Raw genomic sequence first — 23,755 nt, forward strand, 5'->3', positions numbered from 1 at the left:
CAAGTCATTTTTTGGTAGGGAAAAATAGTTCATTTGCATTTGCTGTTGTCAAATCATCGATTTCTTCTATTGAAAGATTGAGAAATTCTGAAACCTTATCTGCAATTAATGAAGTATATGAAGGTTCATTTCTTTTCCCTCTATGTGGTGCAGGTGTGAGATATGGACTATCTGTTTCCAAAATGACCTTTCTTCTGTCCAAGTGTGGAATTACCTGATCCATCCCGCCATTCTTGAATGTACTAACACCCCCTAACCCTAAGTAGAACCCAAGTTCTGTGATTTGTTTCCCTTGGTTCACACTTCCTGTGAAGCAATGGAATACACCTCTTAAGTTTTGGTTTTTATAGACCTTAACGAGATCAATTGTTTCATCAATCGTCTCGCGACAATGAACAACGATAGGTAAATCATGTTTTAATGCTAATTCGCATTGAAAATGGAAAGCGTCTTTTTGCTGCTCCCAGTAAGTCTTATCCCAATAGAGATCTGTTCCCATTTCACCTATTGCCAAGAAATTCCTTTTCCCCAACCATTCTTCAACTAATTGCAATTCTTTCTTAAAATCCTCTTTAACTGAGCACGGATGTAATCCTATCATTGGGTAACAGATATCAGGATACTTCTTCTCAAGATCAAGCATAGATTCAATGGTCGATCCATCGATATTTGGAAGTAGGATTTTTTCAACTCCATTATCCTGCGCACGCTTAACTACTTCATCTAGGTCATCCTTAAAATGTTCTAGATATATATGTGCATGCGTATCTATCATTTTATCGTATCAAATTGAATTCCTTTTGTCCTAAAATAGTTGAGAATTTCAGGTAAAATTATTTTAAGGTTACTGAAAGCTCTAAGACTATCATGAAAGACAAGGATGCTTCCTGGTTGAGCTTTTTTTAGTTTTTTAATTGATCGATTTACCTTCAATTTTGGATCAAAGTCCCAAGATAAATGGCTCCATATAATCAACCTGTATTGATTTAATTTTTTGATTTGACTTTTTTTTACTCGTCCGTATGGTGGTCTAAACAAGTTATTCCTTTCACCTATCTTCTGAATTACATTGTCGCATCTCACAATATCCGAGATATAATCTTCATCATGAATTTTCCAACCCTTAGGGTGACTGTAAGTATGATTGCAAATTCTATGTTCTTTCGAAACTATCTCGGTGGCTAACTCAGGATACTTCTCAATATTTTTTCCCAGGCAAAAAAAAGTCGCTTTTGCACCATACTTTTCCAATTCATCTAAGACCCAGCGTGTTACCAATGGATCTGGACCATCGTCAAAAGTGAGATAGATCTTATTATCCGAAGGAATACGATAGGTTAGTGTTGGGTAAAAAGCCTTAATAATCCAGGGTGTACGATAGAAGCGGATCATTTATTCTGAACTAAACAAGAAAGCATCGTGATATCATCGTGAAATGGTCTATCCCCTTTAAACTCGTTTAAATATTCAAGTATTTGACCATGAAATTCTGATAGATCTTCAGGACACTCTCGCTCTAGGATTTTCAGTAACCTTTCAAATTCAAATGCTTCATCCTCCTCATTAAATGTTTCTGTTAAGCCATCTGTATAGGTAAAAAGAAAAAATTCATCTAGATCATTAATATGCTTTGTCTCAATAAATGGCAGAGGGTCAAACATGCCAAGCACTGTGGTGCCATCATTCAGAAGCTCGATTCTATTTTCGTGCTTTAGAATAATCTCATTATGGCCGCAATTAATATACTCCAACACTTTCGTTTTGAAGTCATAGATACCTGCAAAGAATGTAATGAAATTCTCAGCATTGCCGCTTACGAATGTGCTGTGATTTAATTCTGTGACGATCTCTTTAAGATCTTTTGTCTGGCGAACAAGTGCTCTTAATGATGCTTGAAAATTTGACATTAAAAGTGCTGCCGGCACACCTTTTCCTGAAACATCTGCTATACAAGCAAGAAATTTATTTTCATCAATTTGAATGTAATCGTAATAATCTCCACCCACATCATGATGAGGTAAATAAAATGCCTCAATCTGAAGTCTCTCAATCTTTGGAAGTTCTTTAGGAAACAAGAAGTTTTGAACCTTCTTTGCAATCTCTAGCTCCCGTCTGTAAGCTTCTTGTTCCATTTGTTGCCGAGCCAATCGCTTATTCTCGATTGCTACAAGAATAATATTTGTCAATGCATTTAAAAATCGGTCCTGGACACCCAGTTTAGTTTCTGATTCAAGAAAGACCACTGATAATAACTTGCTTTTGTGATATACGGGGAAAACAGAATCAAACTCATCAAACGAGGCTTCTACAACCCCTATCTGGTTTTTTATCTCCTTATATTCATCTGGAAGCGAGCTTCCGATTAAATCATTCTTTGTACCAAAATTCACTCGGCAAACCCACTCCCCTTTTTGCTGAGTATACAGGGCTAGTTTATTGATTTTAAGGTCCGCCAAAAGAGTGAACTTATAGATCTTAAGAAGGTCGTCTTCGGGTAAATTATTATTTACTGCCTGAGTTACTTCTAGAAGAGCATTGAGTTGTAAATCCTTTATGTCAAGCGAAGTTCCCTTCATTGAGAGTTGTGTTCAAATAATCCTTTTTTAGATGCTAAATAAAAATAACGCTCGAAGTTTTTTTCAAAATCCAACTGATCGATTTCTGATTCTTCATCGACAGACTTGTATATTCTTACCCATCCTTTTTGAGCCAGATTAATCAAATTGACTTTGAGTTGCTCATCAGAAAATTCTGTGGCTTCTTTCAAGTTCATGTAAGTTGTCACAAAATACAATTCATCTAGAATATCAAACTCCTCGTCGGTCATCTGTATTTTCTTCCTTTCCAAGTATATGATCCAAAGATAGAATTCATACCCATGAATAAGACATGTAAAGGATAAATTATTTGAAATATTAGTAATGGTAGAAAGGTGTTCTTGCCTTTAAGAAATTTATTGATGGGTGCTACGAAAGCGAACATTGAGAAAAACCTCAGAGCTACAATAATGATTATTACATCATATTCAAACAGTTCAAAAAAAGATCCAATTAAAGCGCCAAAGAAAATCAGATAGTCTAGGAAAAATAGGATAGCACTTAATCTTACTCTCCAGTTCTTATTATACTTCCATTTGCTAGTCCACCTCGTACGTTGGTTAATAAATGAACTCATTTTTTTGTGTGCGGATGTGTTAACAATTGCCTTTTCTGATTTTAAAAATTCTGTTGAATTTGGAAATTCACGCATGATATTGAAGAGTAGAAATTCATCATCTCCGGATGGAGTGAATAGGTTATTTTCGTATCCTCCCACTGCTTCAAATGCTTTTTTTCTAAAGCCTAAGTTTGCTCCACTACACATGCTTGGATTTTCCTTTGAGATAGTAACAGCTCCAAATCCCATCAATCCAGCAAACTCAACCTGTTGCAATCTCGCAAAAAACTTAACTCCCTGAATGGCCACAGGCCCTGCTACCATATTTGTAGTCTCTTCAAATGCATCATTATATGATTTAATCCATTTTTCCCCAAACCAGCAATCTGCATCAGTGGTTAAGATGATTTCATGTTGGGCAGCCTTTATTGCAGCAGTTAAGGCATGCTTCTTTCCTTGTGTATTTTCATCAAGCAGCTGCACCAATCGAATATTGACCTCCAAGGTGTCCTTAAGTCGATTCACAATCGTTGCTGTTTGATCTTCTGAGAAATCGTCCACTACAATTACTTCAAAAAGTTTACTCGGATAATCCTGTGCTGCCAGTCTCTCCAGTATTCGGCCCACATTAACCTCTTCATTCCGCACGGGAATGATCACTGAGAAAGGAGTCAGCGAATCTTTAGATGCTGCTGAAGGTATTTGTCTCCAGCTATATGCAAGCCGCAGATAGAATAAAACATGAAGAATTGTGAATGCCGCAATCAGAATCATTATTGCGCAATGTTAACTCCAATAATTTGAGAGGTATTTATCAATCACGTAAAAATGAAGAAGTAATAAGTGCACTAACTAACATTGTTCAACCGGCTAATGATGGCTTAAATCGCCACAAAAAAATCAAACCGATGAAAGATGGAATCACTGTATTTATGATCCATATTAAAAAAATTGGAATGATCGCCAATTGAAGTTCACTCACATACGGTTGAAAGAATAAAATTCCTGAAGCTTCTCTTATTCCCAAACCTCCCAAAAATAGTGGTAGTATTGATCGTATGAGGAAAATCCATCCGATACCTGCAATGAGTAGATTTGCTGATAGTGCTGGCAAGAAAAGTTTAAGTAACAAGAAAAACTGGAGCACAAAGACAGTATATCTCAAAAAAGAAAGTCCGATAATCTGAATCAATACTTTTCTTTGCATCTGTATAAAATATGTGGTAAATCGAATGAATGATTTTCTAAATAGGAATCCCACAGATAGAATTATTGGAATTACCATTACCATCCACCAGTTCCAATCGTATTCTACTGCTAGGCAGTTTATTCCATAAACACCCAATAGTAAAGTGAAAGTGAGCATAATCCCACGATTGAGCACGACTGCTGATGTTGCTTGATATTTATCTTGCTGCTGTGATATACGTGTGAGCAAATCCCCAGAAGTTAAAGGCAGTACCCAGTTCAGAGCCAGTCCGCCTAACACTGCTTTCCATGCATCTATGATCGATATCGTTTCGAAGATTTCGATGGAAATTTTCCATCTGAGAGACTCGAGGAACCAATTGATGAGCATTAAACCAAATACTAGCGTAAGTGTAAGTTCAATTCCTTCTGGAATCTTTGTTTCATCAAATGAAATGGATTGATCTTGTAGCTTGGTAAGTAGAAAAAATAAACAACCGACAAGAAGAAACATTTTCACCAACCCAATGATCCATGGCTTTTGAAGGTAGTTTGAATGGTTGTTCTTAATTTGCATCAAGTGGCGATTAAAGAGCGAATCATATTAGGAATAGATCCAGGTACGAATGTAATGGGATATGGTTTGATCCATTGCAAGGGTGAAAAAATGAGTGTTATCCAGTTTGGGGTAATTCATTTAAGCAAGTATAAAAATCACGAGATTAAACTCAAGAAGATATTTGACCGTGTCACAGAATTAATCAAAGAATACCTACCAGACGAAGTGGCTTTAGAAGCTCCTTTCTTTGGAAAGAATGTTCAATCAATGCTTAAGCTTGGAAGAGCTCAAGGAGTAGCCATGGCAGCTGCTCTGAATAGAGACACTCCTATCCATGAATATGCTCCTAAGAAAGTAAAGCAATCAGTCACTGGAAATGGAAACGCAAGCAAAGAGCAAGTAGCTCATATGATTCAAATGCTACTTAAGTTTGAAGAAGCTCCTAAGCTACTCGATGCAACAGATGCACTTGCAGTAGCAATATGCCATCATTATACCTCTAAATCGGTATTAGGAGGTGGTGGAAAGAAAAGCTGGAAATCCTTTATTACGGACAATCCAGGCAGGGTGAAGTGATTTGGAAATTGGTTTAACCAAATTTCATAACCTGATTTTGCTTATTCGCAACAATCCAAAGACAATAAAAAAAACCCACTTCAAATGGGTCCAACAATTAATAGCTAAAGCATCTACCTATCGAAGGCCTCTTTGATTTTTTTTGCTGTTGCTGTAAGTTCTTCCTTGCTAGGAGAAAGCTTCATTTGGCTGAAGTTCATATCGTTAACCGCATTAATCGGAATCAGGTGAACATGAGCATGCGGAACCTCCAATCCTATAACTGAAACTCCTATTCTCTTACATGTAACAACCTCCTCAATTGCTTTTGCAACTCCTTTTGAGAAAGAAAACAATCCTGCAAGTGTTTGATGATCGAGATCAAAAACGTAATCAACTTCCTTCTTTGGAATGACTAACGTATGTCCTTCAATTAATGGATTAATATCCAGAAAAGCCAAATAGTTTTCGTCCTCCGCGACAATATGCGCAGGAATCTCGCGCTCAACAATTTTTGTAAAAACACTCGCCATTAGACCGAGATATTCATTATTTCAAATTCAATATCGCCGGCAGGCACCTTAATCATTGCTTTCTCGCCTTTCTTCTTGCCAAGTAATCCTTTACCGATTGGTGATTGGATTGATATTTTTCCACTTTTCAGGTCCGCTTCTTCTTCTGCTACCAGCTGATAAGTAACCTCCATGTTGTTTTTCTTGTTCTTGATCTTTACGGTAGACAAAATCGAGACCTTAGAAGTATCAATCGTAGATTCATCAATCACACGTGCATCTCCTACTACCTTCTCCAGCTTGGATATCTTTAATTCCAAAAGCCCTTGAGCTTCCTTAGCTGCATCATATTCGGCATTCTCACTCAAGTCTCCTTTATCACGAGCTTCAGCAATTTGCTTTGCCATATCTGACCTTCCTTTAGTCTTAAGTTCGTTCAACTCAGTTTTGAGTTTCTCAAGTCCGTCTTTCGTATAATAATTAACCGCCATAATTGTTCTTACCCCTTTAAACAAAAAATAACGGCCTCTGGATGAAGCCGTTTTTCTCTATCGTCGTATTTTGATAGGGCAAATATACATCATTGATTAAGTGAAATCAAGAAAGTATGGGTTTTCAAAGTTATTAACGATGATAAAGCAAGTATACATGCCTCATTAAATAGTTATAGCCAAATATTTGTATAATCCTATTGCGCTTCAAATGCAGAATTAGACCGTGAAATTTTATCGTGAAAAACACGTAATTCACCCGAACTATTGGTAGGTACATCGGAATGCTAAAAACATGAAATACTATCTAAATAGCTTGCACTATCAAATGATTTGACAATCACAATGAAATCAACATTTTTAGACAACTATTTCTACCAAAACCCATCTTTCAAAGTAATTAGGGAACCTCAAGTCAGTAAGGGTCTTAGCACGCTAGATGCTCCTAATAAAACTAGGGAATTGAACTTTACAGTAGTGCACTCAATGAATGGAAGTACTTTTGAATTAGATAAAAATAATGGTATTGCTAGAATTATTTGGAGAGGCCAAGTAGATATCCAAACTGCTAAGAAACTGGTCTCGATGGGAGCTGATTCGGTTGAATTTAATGGGTACAAGAAACTATTGCTGGATCGGTCAAATCTGATTGAGTTTGAAACTGAAGCTAGACTATGGATCAGAGAACTCCTAAAAACCAGAGCTAAGAAAATCGTAAGAAAAGTAAATAAGTTAGCTATTGTAAAGGCAACAACTGCTAAAGGCAGCATTTTCAGCAATTTCATTGCTACCGCTATTAAGATTGTGATGCCAAACCTTGAAATGCAAGAGTTCAATAAAGAAGAGGAAGCTTTTGACTGGTTAGTTTAATTCAGTTCCTTTTTCTTTTCCAGTTGCCCTTTCAGTGTACAACGAATAAGCATTACTTGAATGCTATATCCTAGTCTTAGGAGTCAAAGCTGGATTAAATCCAGACGTATTGTTCAAAGAATTCATTAATACTTCACTTCCTCATTTTTATTTTTTTGATCAAATCTTGAACAGGTAAAACCAGCCGTTCAACTAGAGTAGACATCCTTATATCGGATAATTAATTATTATCAATTGATAATAATTAACTTACATACACTATTAACATTCACCCTAATTCAACGCCTGTATGAAATTTCCGTTCCTTAAAAACCTATTCGCTCAAAATCAACGTGCAACGACCCCAGTAAATGCTCAAAATATACCTGAACAAGAGGTAGATGATCTGATCAATGCTGCGGTAGAAGAAGCGATTACTAACACTCAATCAGAAGTAGTAAATAACAACACTCCAGCTGATATCCTAGAAAAGCCCACTGCTACACTAGCTAAAACCAGAGCACGCAGGCCCGTTAATTTCAAAATGATTTCAAACATGAACGGCAGCACATTTGAAGTAGATAAAGATTATGGAATATCTCGGATTACCTGGAATGGAAAAGTAGACATGGAAACTGCCCGGAAACTTGTCACACTTGGGGCTGACTCAGTCGAGTTTCATAAATATAAAAAGCTATTGTTAGATCGATCAAACTTGATAGAATTTGATACACAAGCCAGAGTATGGATAAAGGGACTCTTAAAAACCAGGGCCAAAAAAATCGTTAAGATGGTCGACAAGTTGGCAATCATTAATCCTGAAACAGCTAGAGGAACTATTTTTAGCAATTTCATTGCCGCAGCAATAAAAATTGTGATGCCTAACCTTGTCATGCGAAAATTCAACTCTGAGGAAGAAGCAATTGATTGGTTGCTTTAATCGATCTCTTTTTTAATTTTTTCTGCGATCACCTGGCTGATTCGTTGATAAGATTCGAAAGTCCAGCCTCCCACATGTGGGGTTATTAATACATTTGGCAAGGAAGAGAGTTGATTTAGCTGCGCTCTTTCTTCATCTGAATAGCTATTAAGCTTTTCATTCTCCAAAACATCTAGTCCTGCTCCATAGATCGTTCGATCCTCCAACATTTTAATCAGACCTTGGGTATCTAAAATTTCTCCACGAGCAGTATTGATGATCACTTTGAGGTTTTTGAATTTCCTGAGATATGACTCAGTAAAAAGGTGGCGAGTATCATCGTTTAGTGGAACATGAAGACTCAGAATCTCTGCCTTTTCTCTTAATTCATCCAGTCCCACATTTTTGATGAATCCTCCAGGAAAGTCCCCTTTAAATTTGTCATAGCCAATGATTTCACAGCCTAAAGCACTAAGTTTAGAAGCAAATGCATAACCCATATTCCCAACTCCATATATTCCAACGATCTTTCCTTTCAGTTCTATTCCTCTATTCCCTTCCCTATTCCAGATTCCTTTTTTTATTTCTTCAAATGAAGATGAGATTCTATGGAGTAATGAAAGCAACATACCCAAGGCATGTTCTGCCAGAGCATCTCTATTTCCTTCGGGTGCATTGATCATCTTGATACCCTTTGATTCTAAATATGTTTGATCAACTTTATCCACACCTGCACCTGCTCTTGCTACAAACTTTAGATTAGTTGCCAAATCTAATACCTCACGATCCACAGAAGTTTTACTTCTAATTATCAATCCTTCAAATTGATGTATGATCTCCAAAATTCCTGCTCGATCAATTACAGGAAGGTAAACAGGCTCATACCCAGCTTCCCTAAGAAGTGGTAGAATCATTTCATGCATGTCATCTGCGATGAGTATGCGTTTCTTGTGTGTCATAAATTGTACAAAAGGTGTGCCGTCGAGAAATAGACAGCCAAACCAAGCAAATCGTTCGTAGTGGTTATAAAAGGACCTGATGCCAAAGCAGGATTTACACCAAATCGATTGAGTAGCAATGGTGTAATGGTTCCCATAAACGATGCTAAGAGGACCACTGAGAAAAGTGCAATCGCTACTGTCGCTGCAAGAGGCTGTTCTCTCATGAAGAGGATGACTGCCCCAAAAACCATCAATGAGAGTATGGCTCCATTTACGATTGCAACAAGAAAGACTTTTAACAATCGTTTCAACATACTATCTGCAAATACATTCGGGTTTGCCAAACTTTGAACCACTATAGAGGAAGATTGTATTCCTACATTTCCACCAGAAGCAGTAATCAAAGGAATGAAAAAAGCGAGCGCTGGAACAATAATAATTTCTTCTTTGAATAAGCCTAAAAACTGTGCTCCTACTAGTCCTCCAGCCATTCCAATGATCAACCACGGAAGTCTTGCTCTTGAAATTTTCCATACGGAATCATCTTCTTCTACGTCTGAACTAACTCCGGTCATCAATTGGCGCTCTTCTTCAGCATTCTCCCGGATCACATCGATGACATCATCAATTGTTATTCTTCCAACCAATCGTCCACGAGCATTTACTACAGGCACAGCCTCCAGATCATATTTTTGCATGATACTCGCCACTTCCTCCTCGCTTGTAGAAGTTTCTACCGAGATGATTTGATCATCATAAATATCAGCAACTTTAGCGCCCGCCTTCCCAAGGATTAAATTCTTTATCCCAACCTTTCCAAGAAGATTTTCTCCATCATCCACAACATACACAGAATAGATTTTCTGTACATTTTCAGCTTGTAATCTTATTTCATCTATACATTGAGAGATACTCCAATTCAAGTTTGCTTTGATCAACTCCTTTGCCATCAACCCTCCGGCCACATCCTCATCATACTCAAGAAGTTCCATGAGGTTGGACGCCTTCTCTTCATCTGATATTTGTCGGATAACCTCGTTTCGATCAGCCACCCCCATCTCATAAAGGATATCTGTTCCATCGTCCGAATCCATTAGCTCTACAAAAGAGGCAAGGTCATTAGCTGAAAACTCCTTTAAGAATTGCTCACGAACATCTTCTTCAAGATCTTCAAGTATTCGTGCTCCAACATCAGGTGGCAAAAGATCGAAAACATATTTGCACTCCTCTGAATCAAACTCATCAAGCAATGCCGAAATATCAGCGGGGTTAACTCCTTCCAGCGTTAATTTAATGAAGCCAGTATCTTGCTCGTCCAGCGCTTGTTGAAATCGATCTTTAAAGTCTACGGATAACTCAAAAGTCATTACTGCTTCCATGTTAGGAGATTTTCTCAGTAAGCGAGATAAATTCTTGGACTGATAGCTGCTCGGCTCTTTGATTCATCACATCAAGCGTAGTTACAGACTCAGGCAAATTTAGATCTTTTAAAGCGTTGCGCAAGGTCTTTCTACGCTTCCCGAAACCAGCCTTCACAACTCGCTTAAATAACTTTTCATCACACGGTAATTGTTTCACACTATTTCTTTTCAGCCTAATGACTGCCGACTGAACTTTTGGTGGAGGATTGAATACTCCAGGAGGTACTTTAAATAAATAATCCAGATCAAAAAATGCTTGAAGAAGAACGCTTAAGATTCCATAGGTTTTATTTCCGTGATTGGCACAAATTCGATCTGCTACTTCTTTTTGAATCATGCAGACCACCTCATCTACATGATCCCTATCATCCCATATCTTAAAAAATAGCTGAGACGAGATATTGTAGGGAAAATTCCCAATTATATTGAATCGCTCAAAGGACACATTGTATTTTAAGTAATCCTGAAAAAGAAAACGTTCCGCTTGGCTCGGGTAGTTTGATTTTAAATAGTCAATAGATTCTGTATCCACATCCAACGCATAGAAGTCCAAGTTATCCTTGTCAATGAGGTATTTGGTCAGTACACCTGTACCAGGCCCAATTTCAAATACGGGAAGATTTGATTCATTTTTCAATGCTTCAACAATTTTCAAAGCGATATTTTCATCTTTCAAAAAATGCTGACCTAAATGTTTTTTGGGTTTTACGCTTGCCAACTTTATTCTCAGTTTATAATTGTGATCTCCAAATACCTATTTGGTTTGAGGTTTAAGATTTAGTGAGTAACTCTTTTTCAATAAATAGCTCTCTAGTCGGGTACCCCAAATTATTCGGGTTAACTTTCGATTTGATAAAAGTACTGTGCAATGGGTGAATCATCACACAAAAAAAACAAACCTGTTATTGGAATTACCATGGGTGATATAAATGGTATTGGACCAGAAGTAATCATCAAGTCTTTAGAGGATAATCGAATACTCAGACAGTTTACTCCTGTCATTTATGGCTCTAGCAAAGTGATCTCTTATTACCGCAAGAACTTAGATAAGGAGAACTTCAACTACCAGCAGATTTCAAGCATAGATAAAGTTGCTCATAGAAAGGTGAATGTTTTGAATGTTTGGGATGAAGCCGCGGAAATCAACCCTGGTCAGGCAAACGAAACTGGGGGGAAATATGCTACTCTTTCACTTCAAAGAGCAGTATCTGATCTAAAAGATGGGAAAATCGATGCATTGACCACAGCGCCTCTTAGTAAAGAACTGGTTCAATCTGATGAATTCAAATTTCCCGGACATACTGAATACCTCACTCAAGAAGCCGGAGAAAAAGAAAGCCTTATGTTTTTGGTACATGATGAGCTTAGAGTTGGTGTAGTTACTGGCCACATTCCGCTCAAGGATGTAAGTAGCAAAGTGACCAAAGAGAAAATTGTGATTAAGCTTCAAAAGATGCTCAAATCACTTCAAAAAGATTTTGGCATAAAAAAGCCCCGAATTGCTGTACTCGGAATGAATCCTCATGCAGGAGAGAATGGCTTATTAGGCGAAGAGGAAGAGAAAGTGATTACTCCTGCAATCGATGAAGTTAAAAGTGGTCATCACATTGTGGCCGGCCCATTTCCTTCAGATGGTTTTTTTGGAATGAATATGTACAAGCAATATGATGGTGTCTTAGCTATGTACCATGATCAAGGCTTGATTCCATTCAAAACGTTAGCGTTTGAAGAAGGGATAAATTATACTGCCGGATTACCGTTTGTCCGTACCTCCCCAGATCACGGAACAGCCTTCTCAATAGCAGGAAAAAATCAAGCAGATGAGACTTCATTTCGGAATGCTCTATATCTAGCCAATGACATTATTCGCCAACGAAATGAGAATCAGTTTGAAAGTGGTGATGAAAAGTAATTCATAAAGCTTTTGTAGTACTTGGATTCTATCTAAATTTGCGGGTCTTTACCGGGAAGTGGACGGAAATGAAGGAATTAAAAGCGTTTAAAATTGAGATTTTTGGATTGAGTAATAGTACTCATGACTTCAGTTTCACGTTTAATGACGATTTATTCGCTCATTTTGAAAATAGCTTGGTAAGCAAGGGCAAAGGCGCTTGTGATGTGATTTTGACAAAAACAGACGCAATGATCACGCTTAATCTTACAATTAAGGGATCAATTGAGTTAGAATGTGATAGAAGCCTGGAGCTTTTTGATTTTCCTATTTCGGTAAATAAAGAAATTGTTTATAAATACGGAGATGAGGAAAAGGAATTAAGTGAAGATGTATTTGTGATATTGAAAGGTGAACAGGAAATTAATATCGCTTCGTTTTTGTACGAATCAATAAGTCTTGAAGTACCGATGAAAAAACTTCATCCCAAATTTCAAGATGAGCCTGATAGTGATGGAATGATATATATTTCAGAAACTGACAAGGAATCACAAGAAGAAAGCACCGATCCCAGATGGGAAGCCCTAAAAAAATTGAAATAAGAAAAATTTAGATAGAGAAAGAAGATGGCGCATCCAAAACGAAAGATTTCGAAAACCAGAAGAGACAAGAGAAGAACGCATTACAAAGCGACTCCAAAGAACTTTGTAATCTGTCCTACTACAGGTGAAGCTCACCTCCCACACAGAGCCTTCTGGCATGAAGGTAAACTTTACTATAAAGGTAAAGTAGTGATTGAAAAAGAAGTTTTAGCTTAAGCTAAGTCAGATGCCTAAAATTCAAGCAGCGATAACAGGCGTACATGGGTATGTTCCTGAAGACGTAATAACAAACAAGGATCTTGAGAAGATGGTGGACACCAATGATGAGTGGATCACCTCAAGAACAGGCATCAAAACACGGCATATTTTAAAAGGTAAGGATCAAGGAACTTCCGTAATGGCTGTGAAAGCTGTGGAAGGACTCTTGAAAAAGACCGATACGAAAGCTGAAGATATCGACTTGGTGATTTGTGCTACCACAACACCAGATATGGTTTTCCCAGCTACGGCCAATATCATTTCCAATCAAATTGGTGCGGTGAATGCTTTTGGATATGATATCCAGGCAGCTTGCTCTGGTTTCCTCTATGCTTTAGCCACTGGATCCCAATTCATTGAAACAGGGAAATATAAAAAGGTTGTCGTCATTGGAGCAGACAAAATGTCTTCCATTGTAGACTACACAGATAGAGCTACCTGTATCATTTTTGGTGATGGAGCTGGAGCAGTCATGCTAGAGCCCACTGAAGACGATTTTGGAATAAAAGATTCTGTATTGAAGTCTGATGGCTCAGGAGAACCTTTCCTTCATATGAAAGCTGGGGGTAGTCGTAGACCTGCGACGGAAGAGACTGTGAAGAATCGAGAGCATTTTGCTTTTCAAGAAGGCTCAACTGTATTTAAGTTTGCTGTGAAAAACATGGCAGATGTAGCCGCTCAGGTAATGGAACGAAATGATCTTACTGCTGATGATATAGCTTATTTAGTGCCTCATCAAGCTAACAAACGAATCATTGATGCTACGGCTAATCGAATGGGCGTAAGTGACGAGAAGGTGATGCTTAATATCGCTGATTACGGAAATACAACCAGCGGAACTATTCCTCTTTGCTTATTCGACTATGAGAGCAAATTGAAAAAAGGAGATAACCTCATTCTGGCGGCTTTTGGTGGAGGATTTACCTGGGGTGCTATCTGGGTGAAATGGGCATACGATCCTAAATAACTAACTAACTTCCTAATATTCATGGCAACAACAGCAGACTTCAAAAATGGATTGGTGATTGAATACAACCACGATCTATTCATGATTGTAGAATTCCAGCATGTAAAACCAGGTAAAGGACCGGCATTTGTTCGGACTAAACTGAAAAGCATTTCAACTGGGAAAGTTTTAGACAACACCTTTTCGTCGGGCGTAAAGGTGACTACTGCTAGAGTAGAAAGAAGAGCTCATCAATATCTATACAAAGATGATATGGGATTTCATTTCATGAACACCTCTACGTATGAGCAAATAGCTATCCAAGAAAACCTTATCAATGCACCAAAATTTCTTAAAGATGGTCAAGAAGTAGACATACTTTTCCATGCTGAAGAAGAAAAAGTTTTGGGTTGTGAATTGCCTCAACATGTAATCATGACTGTCACTCAAGCAGATCCAAGTGTCAAAGGAAACACCGCTACCAACGCCACAAAAAATGCGGTAGTAGAGACAGGTGCTACCATACAAGTTCCAATGTTTATTGAGCAGGATGAAGTCATCAAGATCAATACGGAAGATGGATCGTATGTAGAGCGAGTAAAATGAGTGCTAGTGGTTCATGATAATAGCGCTCACGCACAAGAAATTTTATACCTTAGTTCTTAAGATTTTATTAATCAACAATTAACCTATGAAGGCTAAAGAAATTCAAGAATTAATCAACTTCCTTTCAGAGTCAGGTCTGGAAGAAGTCAATATTGAGACCGAAAACTTTAAGGTGAGCATCAAACGAAGTGCAGAGCAACATGTAATCGCCTCTGCTCCTATGGCTGCTCCAGCTCCGGTACCAGCAGCTGCGGCTCCTGCACCACAGGCAGCTCCAGCCCCTGCTCCAGCAGCAGACGGTGGAAGTGCACCTGCAGCAGATAGCAACCTGATAGAAATCAAGTCTCCGATGATCGGAACATTCTACCGATCTGCAAATCCCGAAACACCTTCATTTGTAGAAGTAGGTAGTGCAGTAAAAGCGGGCGATCCGGTTTGCATCATTGAGGCTATGAAACTCTTCAATGAAATTGAGTCTGAGGTGTCTGGCAAAATTGTAAAAGTACTGGTTGACAATGCGCAACCAGTGGAATACGACCAGCCTCTTTTCCTAGTTGATCCATCGTAAAACATTACCCCTATGTTTAACAAGATTTTGATTGCCAATCGTGGCGAGATTGCATTGCGTATCATCCGTACCTGTAAAGAAATGGGTATTAAGACGGTAGCTGTATACTCCAAAGCAGATGCAGATAGCCTTCATGTGCGATTTGCCGATGAAGCTGTTTGTATAGGCCCCCCTCCAGGAAAAGACTCTTACCTCAAGATTCCAAACATCATTGCAGCAGCAGAAGTAACCAACGCAGATGCTATACATCCTGGATATGGATTCTTATCTGAAAATGCTGAATTTTCTCGTGTATGTGCAGAAAATAACATCAAGTTTATTGGCGCAAGCGAAGAAATGATCAGCAAGATGGGCGATAAAGCCACGGCAAAAGCAACCATGATAAAAGCTGGCGTACCGGTTGTTCCAGGTTCTGAAGGATTATTAGAGTCCGTAGAAGAAGGCATACGACTGGCTAAAGGAATAGGCTATCCAGTGATGATAAAAGCGACCGCAGGCGGTGGCGGAAAGGGTATGAGGCTTATCTCAGAAGAAAGTGAATTTCAAAAAGCATGGGACAGTGCCCGGCAAGAAGCTGCCGCTTCCTTCGGAAATGATGGCATGTATATGGAGAAATTTGTGGAAGAACCACGCCATATCGAAATCCAGATTGTAGGCGACAGTAACGGCAAAGCCTGTCATCTTTCAGAAAGAGATTGCTCTATTCAAAGAAGACATCAAAAGCTAATTGAGGAAACACCTTCTCCTATTGTAACTCAAGAGTTGAGAGAGAAAATGGGAGCTGCGGCCATCAAAGGTGCAGAAGCTATCAAATACGAAGGTGCAGGAACGGTAGAATTTCTGGTAGACAAACACGGAGACTTCTACTTTATGGAGATGAATACGCGTATTCAGGTAGAGCATCCAATCACAGAAGAGGTTACTGATTACGATCTCATTAAAGAGCAGATCAAAGTAGCTTCTGGCGAACCTATATCCGGGAGAAACTACTATCCTCAACTTCATTCCATTGAAGTAAGGATCAATGCGGAAGATCCTGCAAATGGTTTCCGTCCGAGTCCAGGTAAAATAACCAACCTTCATTTTCCTGGTGGACATGGTGTGCGAATCGATAGTCATGTATATGCAGGCTACACCATTCCTCCATTCTATGACTCGATGATTGGTAAGCTGATTGTGAGTGCACAAACCAGAGAGGAAGCGATTATCAAAATGAGACGTGCGTTAGGAGAAACTGTCATTGAAGGCATCAAAACAACCATTCCTTTCCACCTCAAAATGATGGAAGATGAGGCTTTTATCTCAGGGAACTTCACCACGAAGTACCTTGATACCTGGGATTTCAGTGTGCTGAAGTAAGTAGCTTAAGCAGAATAAATAAACCCTTGCCGGAAACGGTGAGGGTTTTTTGTTGTAACAATGTATGTGTAATACTCTCTAAATCAGACTGGTCTATTTATAAGTATTTTTCTATACCTATCCATCAAAGTAGAAAACCTATACTATTTTTTACTTTTAGAAGATTATTAAGTACTTATAGTCGACTATAAGTATTTAATAAAATGGATAATAATCACGAAATAAATTAACCAAAAGCCGCGTACGGTACCTGAATAAGCAAAAGAGGTATATTTGAAAGGTAGATAAACAACATAATGCTGTTTACATTAATGTTGGCATGAATTACTCACCCTGATGAAAAACCTACTTTACCTAACCTTAGTACTAACCTTTGCATGTACTCAATCATCAAAAGAAACTGCTAGCGATCTAATATCTGAAGAGGTAGAAACTGACTCTGTAACTGTAACTGAACAACAACAAGAACAACAAGAACAAGCCGAACCGAAACTTGGACTTAATGCCATGCTCACCAAATTTGGAGAGAACCCTGAATCACCATATCCAGCTAGGATTGATTCTATTATCATAACGATATCAACTCAAGGAGAGACTATCCTTGAAAAAAAAATCACAAAATCTGATTTCAGCCCGATATTCAGGGATGGTTTTATAAATGATGGGGACATCTTTAGAGCGGAGATACTTAAGTTGGATACGGCAAATTCCAAAGCTCTAGTTCTAATGATGTACGGACTGCCAAATTCAGACAGTCATCTTTATGAAGTTGTTGATGTGATTGATATTGATGGTTCTGAGGATTTTCTAATTCCAGCACCATATTCTTGTTATCCAAGATTGAGAGTGCAAGACAATTTAATTGCCACATGCGAAGGTGTTTATACTTACGAACAGGAGGTTTTTAGACTTCCAAATTGCTGCACTGTTTTCAGTTGCTTAATTGGTGATAACACTTTCTTTTATGTACATGATGATCCATCTACGATATCTGACACAACTAACAATACTCACTATATCAATCTAACGACCAAAGACACAGTCAAATCCTTCTATTATGACCAATTCACCTATACCGTTGGTTATTCAACTTTGATGTGGTATTCTGATGAATTTGACAAATTGACCTACTTGAACTTAGACGACTCAACTCTAACTGTGGTCAACCCAGACATTTCGGAAGAGACTTATGAACTAACTGAATTCCCAGTGAACAACGGATTAAAGCGAGACCTTACAAACCGAATTTACCTTTACTCAATCGAATCAATGGATCAACCAATTTTTGTAAGATTCGATGAACAAGGCAAGCCATTGGAGATCAAATTCTAAACTCATGCCAACAGACGATATGGTCGCATGGCCTTACTTAGCCATCTGCTAAGTATCTGCAAAACATCCCGCTTATCTGCCGCCAAGAATCTGAAGTGCTTTTTACAATCTTCTGCGTGTGGGAGTTTTTTATCTGTATGGCGCAGTGCTAGTTTGATACTTTGAATGCACCGGCAGATAAGCTACTTTTAGTGCAATTAATTAAGCTCGGAGGCCACAGCGCCATATCTGGGCGTCAGCATCAATCCATTCACGATCAAAAAGAGATGAAAGTTACAGCCGAAAAAAATGAAAAAGTCGCTAATATGATATTTGCATCCATCTATCCTCTTTACTTGAATAGGTTGGAGAAGAATGGCAGAACCAAAGAAGAACTGAACCAAATAATAGAATGGTTCACGGGCTTTGATGAAGATCAATTGCAAGCGCTTATTGATGATAAAGTAACTTACAGAACATTTTTTGAAAAAGCAGAAATTCATCCCAATGCACATATGATCAAAGGAGTGGTTTGTGGTTATCGCATCGAAGAAATAGAGGATGAATTTGAATTGTATAGACAATGTAGACGTATGGAAAAGCTGATTGATGAATTGGCAAAAGGTCGTGAAATGAAGAAAATTAAGCGAGAAGAAAAGACATAATACTGGTGCTAACAAAAACACAGTTTAGCTGGAGTGTTATAAGCAAAATAATCTGCTCATAAATAGAATGACCAAGAAACAAACAAAACGAATATTCAGAATAATATTTATTGCCGCTTCCCTCGGCTCTTTGTACTTCGTGCCATGGTTACTGGTTAAGGCATGGATCTTACCGCTCCCTAATACCGTGCAAGAACAATTGGATGAAGCCATCCAACATGGGTTTGATGGAATGATTGTTTATGTAGACCAAGCTGGTCAAGCACCTCAATATTTTGCTTCCGGCTGGCATGATCGGGAAGCCAAAACACCCGCAAATCCCCATGATCTATTCAAAATTGCCAGTATCAGCAAGCTATATGATGCCGTTGCAATTGCAAAATTAGTCGGTGATGGGCGCCTGTCTTTGGATAAAACGATTGCTGATTATTTTCCGGAACTTGTTGGAAGAATTGAGAATGCCAAAAGAATCACTTTGAGAATGATGATACAGCATCGAAGTGGTATCCCCAATTTCACAGACGCTCCAAATTTTTGGGCAGCTCCAACACAATCTTATCAAGAGAGTCTTGCATTGATATTGGACATGCCGGCCAACTTTGAACCAGGCGAAGACTATGAATACTGCAATACGAATTACTTGTTGCTCAATAAAATCATGGATGAAACGCTGGGTTATGAGAACTTCAGATTCATTCGAGAAGAAATTTTGATTCCCCTGAATCTGAACAAAACATTCGGTTCGTTAGCAGAAGTGAATATGAACCATGTGATGAGTGGCTACCACGTAGGACATCCCTACGATTTAAAGATGGACGAACATGGAATGTTAGCCACCGCAGAAGATGTGGGTATATTCCTGAGGGCGTTAAACGATGGTTCTTTGTTTGATAAAGGAGAACAAGAAATCTATTCCTCCATATACGAGTATGAACATGCCGGTTGGGTTCCGGGATACCAAAGTTTCGCAAAATATCACAAAGACCTTGATGCTGTTGTTATTGAGTTCTACAGTACAACCGATCCTAAACTGTACAATTGGAACTTGTCAGAGATCATCAATAGTAGAATTGTCAAAATACTGAAAAGGCAAAAAAGCTTATAGCAAGCACTATCATCCATAAGCCTAGCTCTGCCGCACTAACTGAGCTATTTGTAAGGAGCATTTGAATCAATACTTTTATAGATATTTGGGAAGTCTAGCTTACTGGTTGTAAGTTGAACGCTGTATTTAACCAATGAAATTGATCACTAAATACCATATTTGTACTGATGAAATTAGCCATACTCTCCTTTCTTTTAGTTCTCGTAACAATAGGGCGTAATGCCTATCGAATCTACTCAGGCCACCAATACGATATGATGGATATTATATCTCAGGTCGGTTTCATTGTTGCATTTACTCTCATAGGGATAAACTCTTTACGAAAGGCGAAAAGAGAAAACACCAATTAGAAATTCCCACATCTGAGATACCGCATCAAAGTGCGGATGACAAGTTGAGTGCTTCAAAATGGGAGAATAAAGATTTTCAAACTATCCGATTCTCCGTATTAAGTTAACTAATCCTCCCCTTGTTTTACTACAGCCAAACTATCTCGTGATTTCCCCGAGAGCAATTCAGAAATAACTTGCGTGTTGTCAGACTGATCAAAAAGTATTTTGAGAAAAACCGTGATCGGAATAGACATGATCAAGCCTGGAATTCCCCAAACATACCCCCAAAGCATCAACATGATCAGAATAGTGATAACATTGATTGAGAATGATTTTCCCATAAAAATAGGTTCCAGGACCCCTCCAAATAAAGCTTGAACTCCCGTTGTGGTAAGGATGAATAAGAAGAGTATGGAAGGAGCTTCTATTTCCACAAAAGCAAAAATAGCGAGCAGTATTACCGTGATCACCGAGCCAATCATCTGAAGGAAATTGATCATGAATGCGAACAAACCCCAAAAGATGGGAAAGCTTACACCGAAACCCCAACAAGCAATTCCAATACCCAAACCAGTGAATAAGCTTACAAAGAACTTGACCTTAATAAATTTGATTAGATCCCTCTCCACCTTCATGAAGGTTTTGACCGATGAAAAATGTTGCTTTAGAATGGTATTATTTAATACCTTCTGCATATCAATGGAACCTGCCAATAGAAGCACCACAAAGAATAACATGACTAGTATCATAGATAATGTGTCCGTGATAAAGCCTACCGTAGGTGCGAAGTTTTTGATGATGGTATCTTTTTGAATCAACGAACCCAGCGTCTCTTCTCCTTGTAAAAATTCAACACCGAAGAATACTTCAACCGAGTTCAATAACTCCGTAAGTTTAATTTTTGCTTTATCAAAAAACTCATTGTCAGTTGCTAGAATCTCCCTGCTTGAAAGCTGAATCACTTCTCCACTCAATTTAAAAAAAGTGGCGATGATTAGAATGACCATAATAATGCTCAAAACCTTTGGCACACGCTTCTTCTTAAACCACCTCATTAAAGGCAAGAAAAGTAATGCAATGAACATTGCTGAAATCAATGGAATGAATATAAAAGAAAGCGTTTTAAGTAAATAAAACACCAATGGTACCACAAGAATCAAGAGTAGGATATTAGTGGTTTTTCTATCGTTCATGCTTTAAGGGATTTGAATCATTAGAGAGACGTAATTAATCAGGTTTAGTTCAATCAACTTTCGATGCAAGCATCTACTTAAAAAAAACTGATTACTCTTCTCCCACCTTCTCTTCCAACTCCGCGTACCATTCCTCTCCATATTTACGTATGAGCGCTTCTTTCAGAAACTTATAGACAGGCACTTTCAGCTCTTTGCCTAGATCACAGGCCGGAGAACAGATCTGCCATCTGTCATAGTTGAGTGCTTCAAAGTCCGGAAGCTTAGAAATACGGATTGGGTACAAGTGACAAGAGATTGGTTTTTTAAAATCTGTCTTTCCTTCTTTATGCGCTTGCTCTATGCTGCATTTCAAGATCTTCTTTTCATCATAGAAAGCGAAGGCACATTCTTTTCCATTGATTGTTGTGGTAGAAAGATCACCATCTTCGTCTAATAGATACCCTCCCTTCTTTTCAAGTACTGCGATTGCCTCTTCTGTGAGATAAGGTTTCACCAGATCAATCACCTTATCCACTTCCTCCAGTTCGTCTTCCAGCAGTGGAGCACCTAAGTCACCTTCCACACAGCAAGCTCCTTTGCATTTTGTGAGATCACAAACAAATTGCTCCTCTATCACATCATCCGTTATCAAGGTTTTCCCTACTTCAATCATTTTAATACTTTGTTAATGAATTTTTTTTCAAAAATACTGAACCATTTTCAAGAACGTTCGTTTCTATTGCATCTACATTATATGTAGGTACATTTAAATTTAAACTAAAAACCAAACATTAAGAATTATGATCAAGGTATTGATGATTTCGGCATTGACTCTTTTCTCAGGAGCTGTGGCAAAAGATGCTAAAGTAGACGTAAAAGAAAGTACGGTAAAGTGGGTAGGTAAGAAAGTAACTGGTCAGCATAATGGCTCTATCCAACTACAAGGTGGTCGTCTGGAAATGGATGCTAAAGGAAACCTAACGGGTGGACTTTTCACGATTGATATGACTACACTTTCTAACTCAGACCTTTCAGGAGAATCGAAAGGAAAATTAGAAGGACATTTGAAATCAGATGATTTCTTTGGTGTAGCAACATACCCTACTGCAACATTTGTAATTACAAAGGCTGTTCCTCAAGGACCAGGAAAATATAAAGTGATAGGTAATATCACAATCAAAGGAAAAACGGAAGAAATTCAATTCCCTGTTAGCGTGGTAGCTAAAGATGGTAAAGTCACTGCAACAGCTGATGTTTCTATCGACAGATCTAAGTTTGATATTCGATATGGATCAGGAAGCTTTTTCGATAACTTGGGAGATAAGACGATCTATGACAACTTCGATCTTTCTGTATCTCTTGTTGCCAATATGTAATTGATAACAATCCATTAAAAAAAGCCCATTCATACAATGAATGGGCTTTTTTTAATCCCAGAAGAATCGTTCTTTCTTCTTCGACTCGGCTCCTATCTTTTTATAAAATCTAATTGCATCCTGATTGAAATCTGGAGTTTGCCACTGGATATTGATACATCCTTCTTTCTTAGCATAGGCCTTAATCAAACTCATCATTTCCTTGCCTATTCCTTTTCCTCTTGTCTCTTCTCTTAAGAAAAGACAGTCGAGGTAGAGATACCAATCTGCATCCCAGGTTGAAAACTGTTTGATAAAAGTGGCATATCCATGCAATTGCCGTTCTTCTTCAATAACTACACACTTTATCCCATTCTTTTCTTTAAATAGACTACTGAAAAGCTTTTCTTGTTTCTCTACTTTGCTGTATGATGACTTTTCATATTCAGCATGCAGTTGACAAAGCTCAATAATCTGATCAATATCTCTTTCGACTGCTTCTCGAATCAGCATGCGCATTGAATGGCTGTTCCTTGGGTCGATTTAGCTCCTTCTGTAGCATATCCATCAAACTTCCACCATTCGATACCTCCCATGAGCTCTTTTACAGTGAATCCGAGCTTTGCCAATTTCAATGCTCCTTTGGTAGAAGCATTACATCCTATTCCATCACAATAGCATACGTACGTTTTAGATATATCTAAATCTCTTGTGCTCTCTTGAGTAATTTCTCTTTGTGGTAAATTGATAGCAGTTGGTATGTGTTCTTTCTCATATCCAAAAGATTGCCTGGCATCCACAACCACTATGCTATCATCAATCTCTAATGACTCAAATAGATCCGCCGGATCCATTTCGTAAGCCAACTTATTTTCGTAGAATTTGATTTGCTCTTCCATATAGATATTGTTTTTGTTTGAGCAAACCTAAAAGGACGAGCGAAAGTCAAAAACTTATTTGGATGAGAAGAATTCTGATTTTTGATGAATGT

29 protein-coding genes are annotated in these 23,755 nt (G+C 38.3%); 14 read left to right on the forward strand and 15 right to left on the reverse strand.

The genetic code is table 11. The features are described from left to right. Nucleotides 1-4: 4 nt before the first annotated feature. The 6 genes from ABJQ32_02495 to ABJQ32_02520 all read right to left on the reverse strand — a co-directional run bounded on the left by ABJQ32_02495 (nt 5) and on the right by ABJQ32_02520 (nt 4,921). Nucleotides 5-775, reverse strand: a complete 771-nt coding sequence (locus ABJQ32_02495) for a TatD family hydrolase (protein MEP5288486.1) — start codon at nt 773-775, stop codon at nt 5-7. Then, entirely contained in the window at nt 772-1,392 is a 621-nt protein-coding gene (locus ABJQ32_02500) for a polysaccharide deacetylase family protein (GenBank protein MEP5288487.1), read from the reverse strand. Before ABJQ32_02500 ends, ABJQ32_02495 begins: the two co-directional genes overlap by 4 nt. Next, on the reverse strand, nt 1,389-2,576 hold the full coding sequence (locus ABJQ32_02505; GenBank protein ID MEP5288488.1) for a PP2C family protein-serine/threonine phosphatase: 1,188 nt from the start codon (nt 2,574-2,576) through the stop codon (nt 1,389-1,391). Before ABJQ32_02505 ends, ABJQ32_02500 begins: the two co-directional genes overlap by 4 nt. Further along, nucleotides 2,573-2,848, reverse strand: a complete 276-nt coding sequence (locus ABJQ32_02510; GenBank protein ID MEP5288489.1) for a hypothetical protein — start codon at nt 2,846-2,848, stop codon at nt 2,573-2,575. Before ABJQ32_02510 ends, ABJQ32_02505 begins: the two co-directional genes overlap by 4 nt. After that, complete coding sequence (locus ABJQ32_02515; protein MEP5288490.1) at nt 2,824-3,930, reverse strand: glycosyltransferase; 1,107 nt, start codon at nt 3,928-3,930, stop codon at nt 2,824-2,826. Before ABJQ32_02515 ends, ABJQ32_02510 begins: the two co-directional genes overlap by 25 nt. Nucleotides 3,931-4,018: 88 nt before the next feature. Beyond that, a complete protein-coding gene (locus ABJQ32_02520; GenBank protein ID MEP5288491.1) occupies nt 4,019-4,921 on the reverse strand; it encodes a hypothetical protein in 903 nt (300 codons plus the stop codon). A gap of 3 nt (nt 4,922-4,924) precedes the next feature. Between ABJQ32_02520 and ruvC the strand changes: the two genes are divergently transcribed. Continuing rightward, the gene (gene ruvC, locus ABJQ32_02525; protein ID MEP5288492.1) at nt 4,925-5,479 is read left to right on the forward strand and encodes a crossover junction endodeoxyribonuclease RuvC; all 555 of its coding nucleotides are present in this window, start codon (nt 4,925-4,927) and stop codon (nt 5,477-5,479) included. A 113-nt stretch (nt 5,480-5,592) separates the two neighbouring features. Here ruvC and ABJQ32_02530 read toward each other — a convergent pair whose 3' ends face one another. Next, nucleotides 5,593-5,991, reverse strand: a complete 399-nt coding sequence (locus tag ABJQ32_02530) for an HIT family protein (protein ID MEP5288493.1) — start codon at nt 5,989-5,991, stop codon at nt 5,593-5,595. After that, nucleotides 5,991-6,461 (reverse strand): transcription elongation factor GreA, encoded by a 471-nt coding sequence (greA, locus tag ABJQ32_02535; GenBank protein ID MEP5288494.1) that lies wholly within the window; start codon nt 6,459-6,461, stop codon nt 5,991-5,993. Before greA ends, ABJQ32_02530 begins: the two co-directional genes overlap by 1 nt. Before the next feature lie 345 nt (nt 6,462-6,806). Between greA and ABJQ32_02540 the strand changes: the two genes are divergently transcribed. Both ABJQ32_02540 and ABJQ32_02545 read left to right on the forward strand, forming a co-directional pair. Beyond that, on the forward strand, nt 6,807-7,331 hold the full coding sequence (locus tag ABJQ32_02540) for a hypothetical protein (protein ID MEP5288495.1): 525 nt from the start codon (nt 6,807-6,809) through the stop codon (nt 7,329-7,331). 289 nt (nt 7,332-7,620) lie between these two features. Continuing rightward, complete coding sequence (locus ABJQ32_02545) at nt 7,621-8,250, forward strand: STAS/SEC14 domain-containing protein (protein MEP5288496.1); 630 nt, start codon at nt 7,621-7,623, stop codon at nt 8,248-8,250. Here ABJQ32_02545 and ABJQ32_02550 read toward each other — a convergent pair. The 3 genes from ABJQ32_02550 to rsmA are packed head-to-tail and all read right to left on the reverse strand — an operon-like array spanning nt 8,247 to nt 11,309. Further along, nucleotides 8,247-9,188: an NAD(P)-dependent oxidoreductase gene (locus ABJQ32_02550; protein ID MEP5288497.1), complete on the reverse strand. Its 942-nt coding sequence runs from the start codon at nt 9,186-9,188 to the stop codon at nt 8,247-8,249. The two genes, ABJQ32_02545 and ABJQ32_02550, sit on opposite strands and share 4 nt — an antisense overlap. Beyond that, on the reverse strand, nt 9,185-10,549 hold the full coding sequence (gene mgtE / locus ABJQ32_02555; GenBank protein MEP5288498.1) for a magnesium transporter: 1,365 nt from the start codon (nt 10,547-10,549) through the stop codon (nt 9,185-9,187). Before mgtE ends, ABJQ32_02550 begins: the two co-directional genes overlap by 4 nt. Before the next feature lies 1 nt (nt 10,550). Further along, nucleotides 10,551-11,309 (reverse strand): 16S rRNA (adenine(1518)-N(6)/adenine(1519)-N(6))-dimethyltransferase RsmA, encoded by a 759-nt coding sequence (gene rsmA / locus ABJQ32_02560; protein ID MEP5288499.1) that lies wholly within the window; start codon nt 11,307-11,309, stop codon nt 10,551-10,553. A gap of 150 nt (nt 11,310-11,459) precedes the next feature. Here rsmA and pdxA point away from each other — a divergent pair, with 150 nt between their 5' ends. The 10 genes from pdxA to ABJQ32_02610 all read left to right on the forward strand — a co-directional run bounded on the left by pdxA (nt 11,460) and on the right by ABJQ32_02610 (nt 19,902). Further along, nucleotides 11,460-12,503 (forward strand): 4-hydroxythreonine-4-phosphate dehydrogenase PdxA, encoded by a 1,044-nt coding sequence (gene pdxA, locus ABJQ32_02565; GenBank protein MEP5288500.1) that lies wholly within the window; start codon nt 11,460-11,462, stop codon nt 12,501-12,503. A 68-nt stretch (nt 12,504-12,571) separates the two neighbouring features. After that, nucleotides 12,572-13,084 (forward strand): DUF177 domain-containing protein, encoded by a 513-nt coding sequence (locus ABJQ32_02570; protein ID MEP5288501.1) that lies wholly within the window; start codon nt 12,572-12,574, stop codon nt 13,082-13,084. 24 nt (nt 13,085-13,108) lie between these two features. After that, complete coding sequence (gene rpmF, locus ABJQ32_02575) at nt 13,109-13,300, forward strand: 50S ribosomal protein L32 (protein MEP5288502.1); 192 nt, start codon at nt 13,109-13,111, stop codon at nt 13,298-13,300. 10 nt (nt 13,301-13,310) lie between these two features. Next, entirely contained in the window at nt 13,311-14,309 is a 999-nt protein-coding gene (locus ABJQ32_02580) for a beta-ketoacyl-ACP synthase III (GenBank protein ID MEP5288503.1), read from the forward strand. Between the two features lie 21 nt (nt 14,310-14,330). Then, complete coding sequence (gene efp / locus ABJQ32_02585) at nt 14,331-14,894, forward strand: elongation factor P (GenBank protein MEP5288504.1); 564 nt, start codon at nt 14,331-14,333, stop codon at nt 14,892-14,894. A gap of 85 nt (nt 14,895-14,979) precedes the next feature. Further along, on the forward strand, nt 14,980-15,462 hold the full coding sequence (accB, locus tag ABJQ32_02590) for an acetyl-CoA carboxylase biotin carboxyl carrier protein (protein MEP5288505.1): 483 nt from the start codon (nt 14,980-14,982) through the stop codon (nt 15,460-15,462). 12 nt (nt 15,463-15,474) lie between these two features. After that, on the forward strand, nt 15,475-16,821 hold the full coding sequence (gene accC, locus ABJQ32_02595) for an acetyl-CoA carboxylase biotin carboxylase subunit (protein ID MEP5288506.1): 1,347 nt from the start codon (nt 15,475-15,477) through the stop codon (nt 16,819-16,821). Between the two features lie 336 nt (nt 16,822-17,157). Next, a complete protein-coding gene (locus ABJQ32_02600; GenBank protein MEP5288507.1) occupies nt 17,158-18,153 on the forward strand; it encodes a hypothetical protein in 996 nt (331 codons plus the stop codon). 191 nt (nt 18,154-18,344) lie between these two features. Continuing rightward, a complete protein-coding gene (locus tag ABJQ32_02605; protein ID MEP5288508.1) occupies nt 18,345-18,797 on the forward strand; it encodes a DUF2200 domain-containing protein in 453 nt (150 codons plus the stop codon). Between the two features lie 67 nt (nt 18,798-18,864). After that, on the forward strand, nt 18,865-19,902 hold the full coding sequence (locus ABJQ32_02610) for a serine hydrolase domain-containing protein (GenBank protein MEP5288509.1): 1,038 nt from the start codon (nt 18,865-18,867) through the stop codon (nt 19,900-19,902). A gap of 457 nt (nt 19,903-20,359) precedes the next feature. Here ABJQ32_02610 and ABJQ32_02615 read toward each other — a convergent pair whose 3' ends face one another. Together ABJQ32_02615 and ABJQ32_02620 are read right to left on the reverse strand one after the other, a co-directional pair. Further along, nucleotides 20,360-21,427 (reverse strand): AI-2E family transporter, encoded by a 1,068-nt coding sequence (locus ABJQ32_02615; protein ID MEP5288510.1) that lies wholly within the window; start codon nt 21,425-21,427, stop codon nt 20,360-20,362. A 91-nt stretch (nt 21,428-21,518) separates the two neighbouring features. After that, complete coding sequence (locus ABJQ32_02620) at nt 21,519-22,082, reverse strand: DUF3109 family protein (GenBank protein MEP5288511.1); 564 nt, start codon at nt 22,080-22,082, stop codon at nt 21,519-21,521. Nucleotides 22,083-22,209: 127 nt separating this feature from the next. On the opposite strand from ABJQ32_02620, the gene ABJQ32_02625 reads away from it, so the two are divergent. Then, on the forward strand, nt 22,210-22,785 hold the full coding sequence (locus ABJQ32_02625; protein ID MEP5288512.1) for a YceI family protein: 576 nt from the start codon (nt 22,210-22,212) through the stop codon (nt 22,783-22,785). A 51-nt stretch (nt 22,786-22,836) separates the two neighbouring features. Here the strand turns inward: ABJQ32_02625 and ABJQ32_02630 are convergent, their stop codons facing one another. Next, the gene (locus ABJQ32_02630; protein MEP5288513.1) at nt 22,837-23,277 is read right to left on the reverse strand and encodes a GNAT family N-acetyltransferase; all 441 of its coding nucleotides are present in this window, start codon (nt 23,275-23,277) and stop codon (nt 22,837-22,839) included. Beyond that, nucleotides 23,271-23,663 carry a rhodanese-like domain-containing protein gene (locus ABJQ32_02635; protein MEP5288514.1) on the reverse strand — a complete coding sequence of 131 codons (393 nt, stop codon included), beginning with the start codon at nt 23,661-23,663 and terminating at the stop codon, nt 23,271-23,273. The genes ABJQ32_02630 and ABJQ32_02635 overlap by 7 nt, the downstream gene beginning before the upstream one ends. Nucleotides 23,664-23,755 lie beyond the last annotated feature (92 nt).

The organism is Marinobacter alexandrii (genome assembly GCA_039984955.1).
In the GTDB taxonomy this organism is placed as follows: domain Bacteria; phylum Bacteroidota; class Bacteroidia; order Cytophagales; family Cyclobacteriaceae; genus Ekhidna.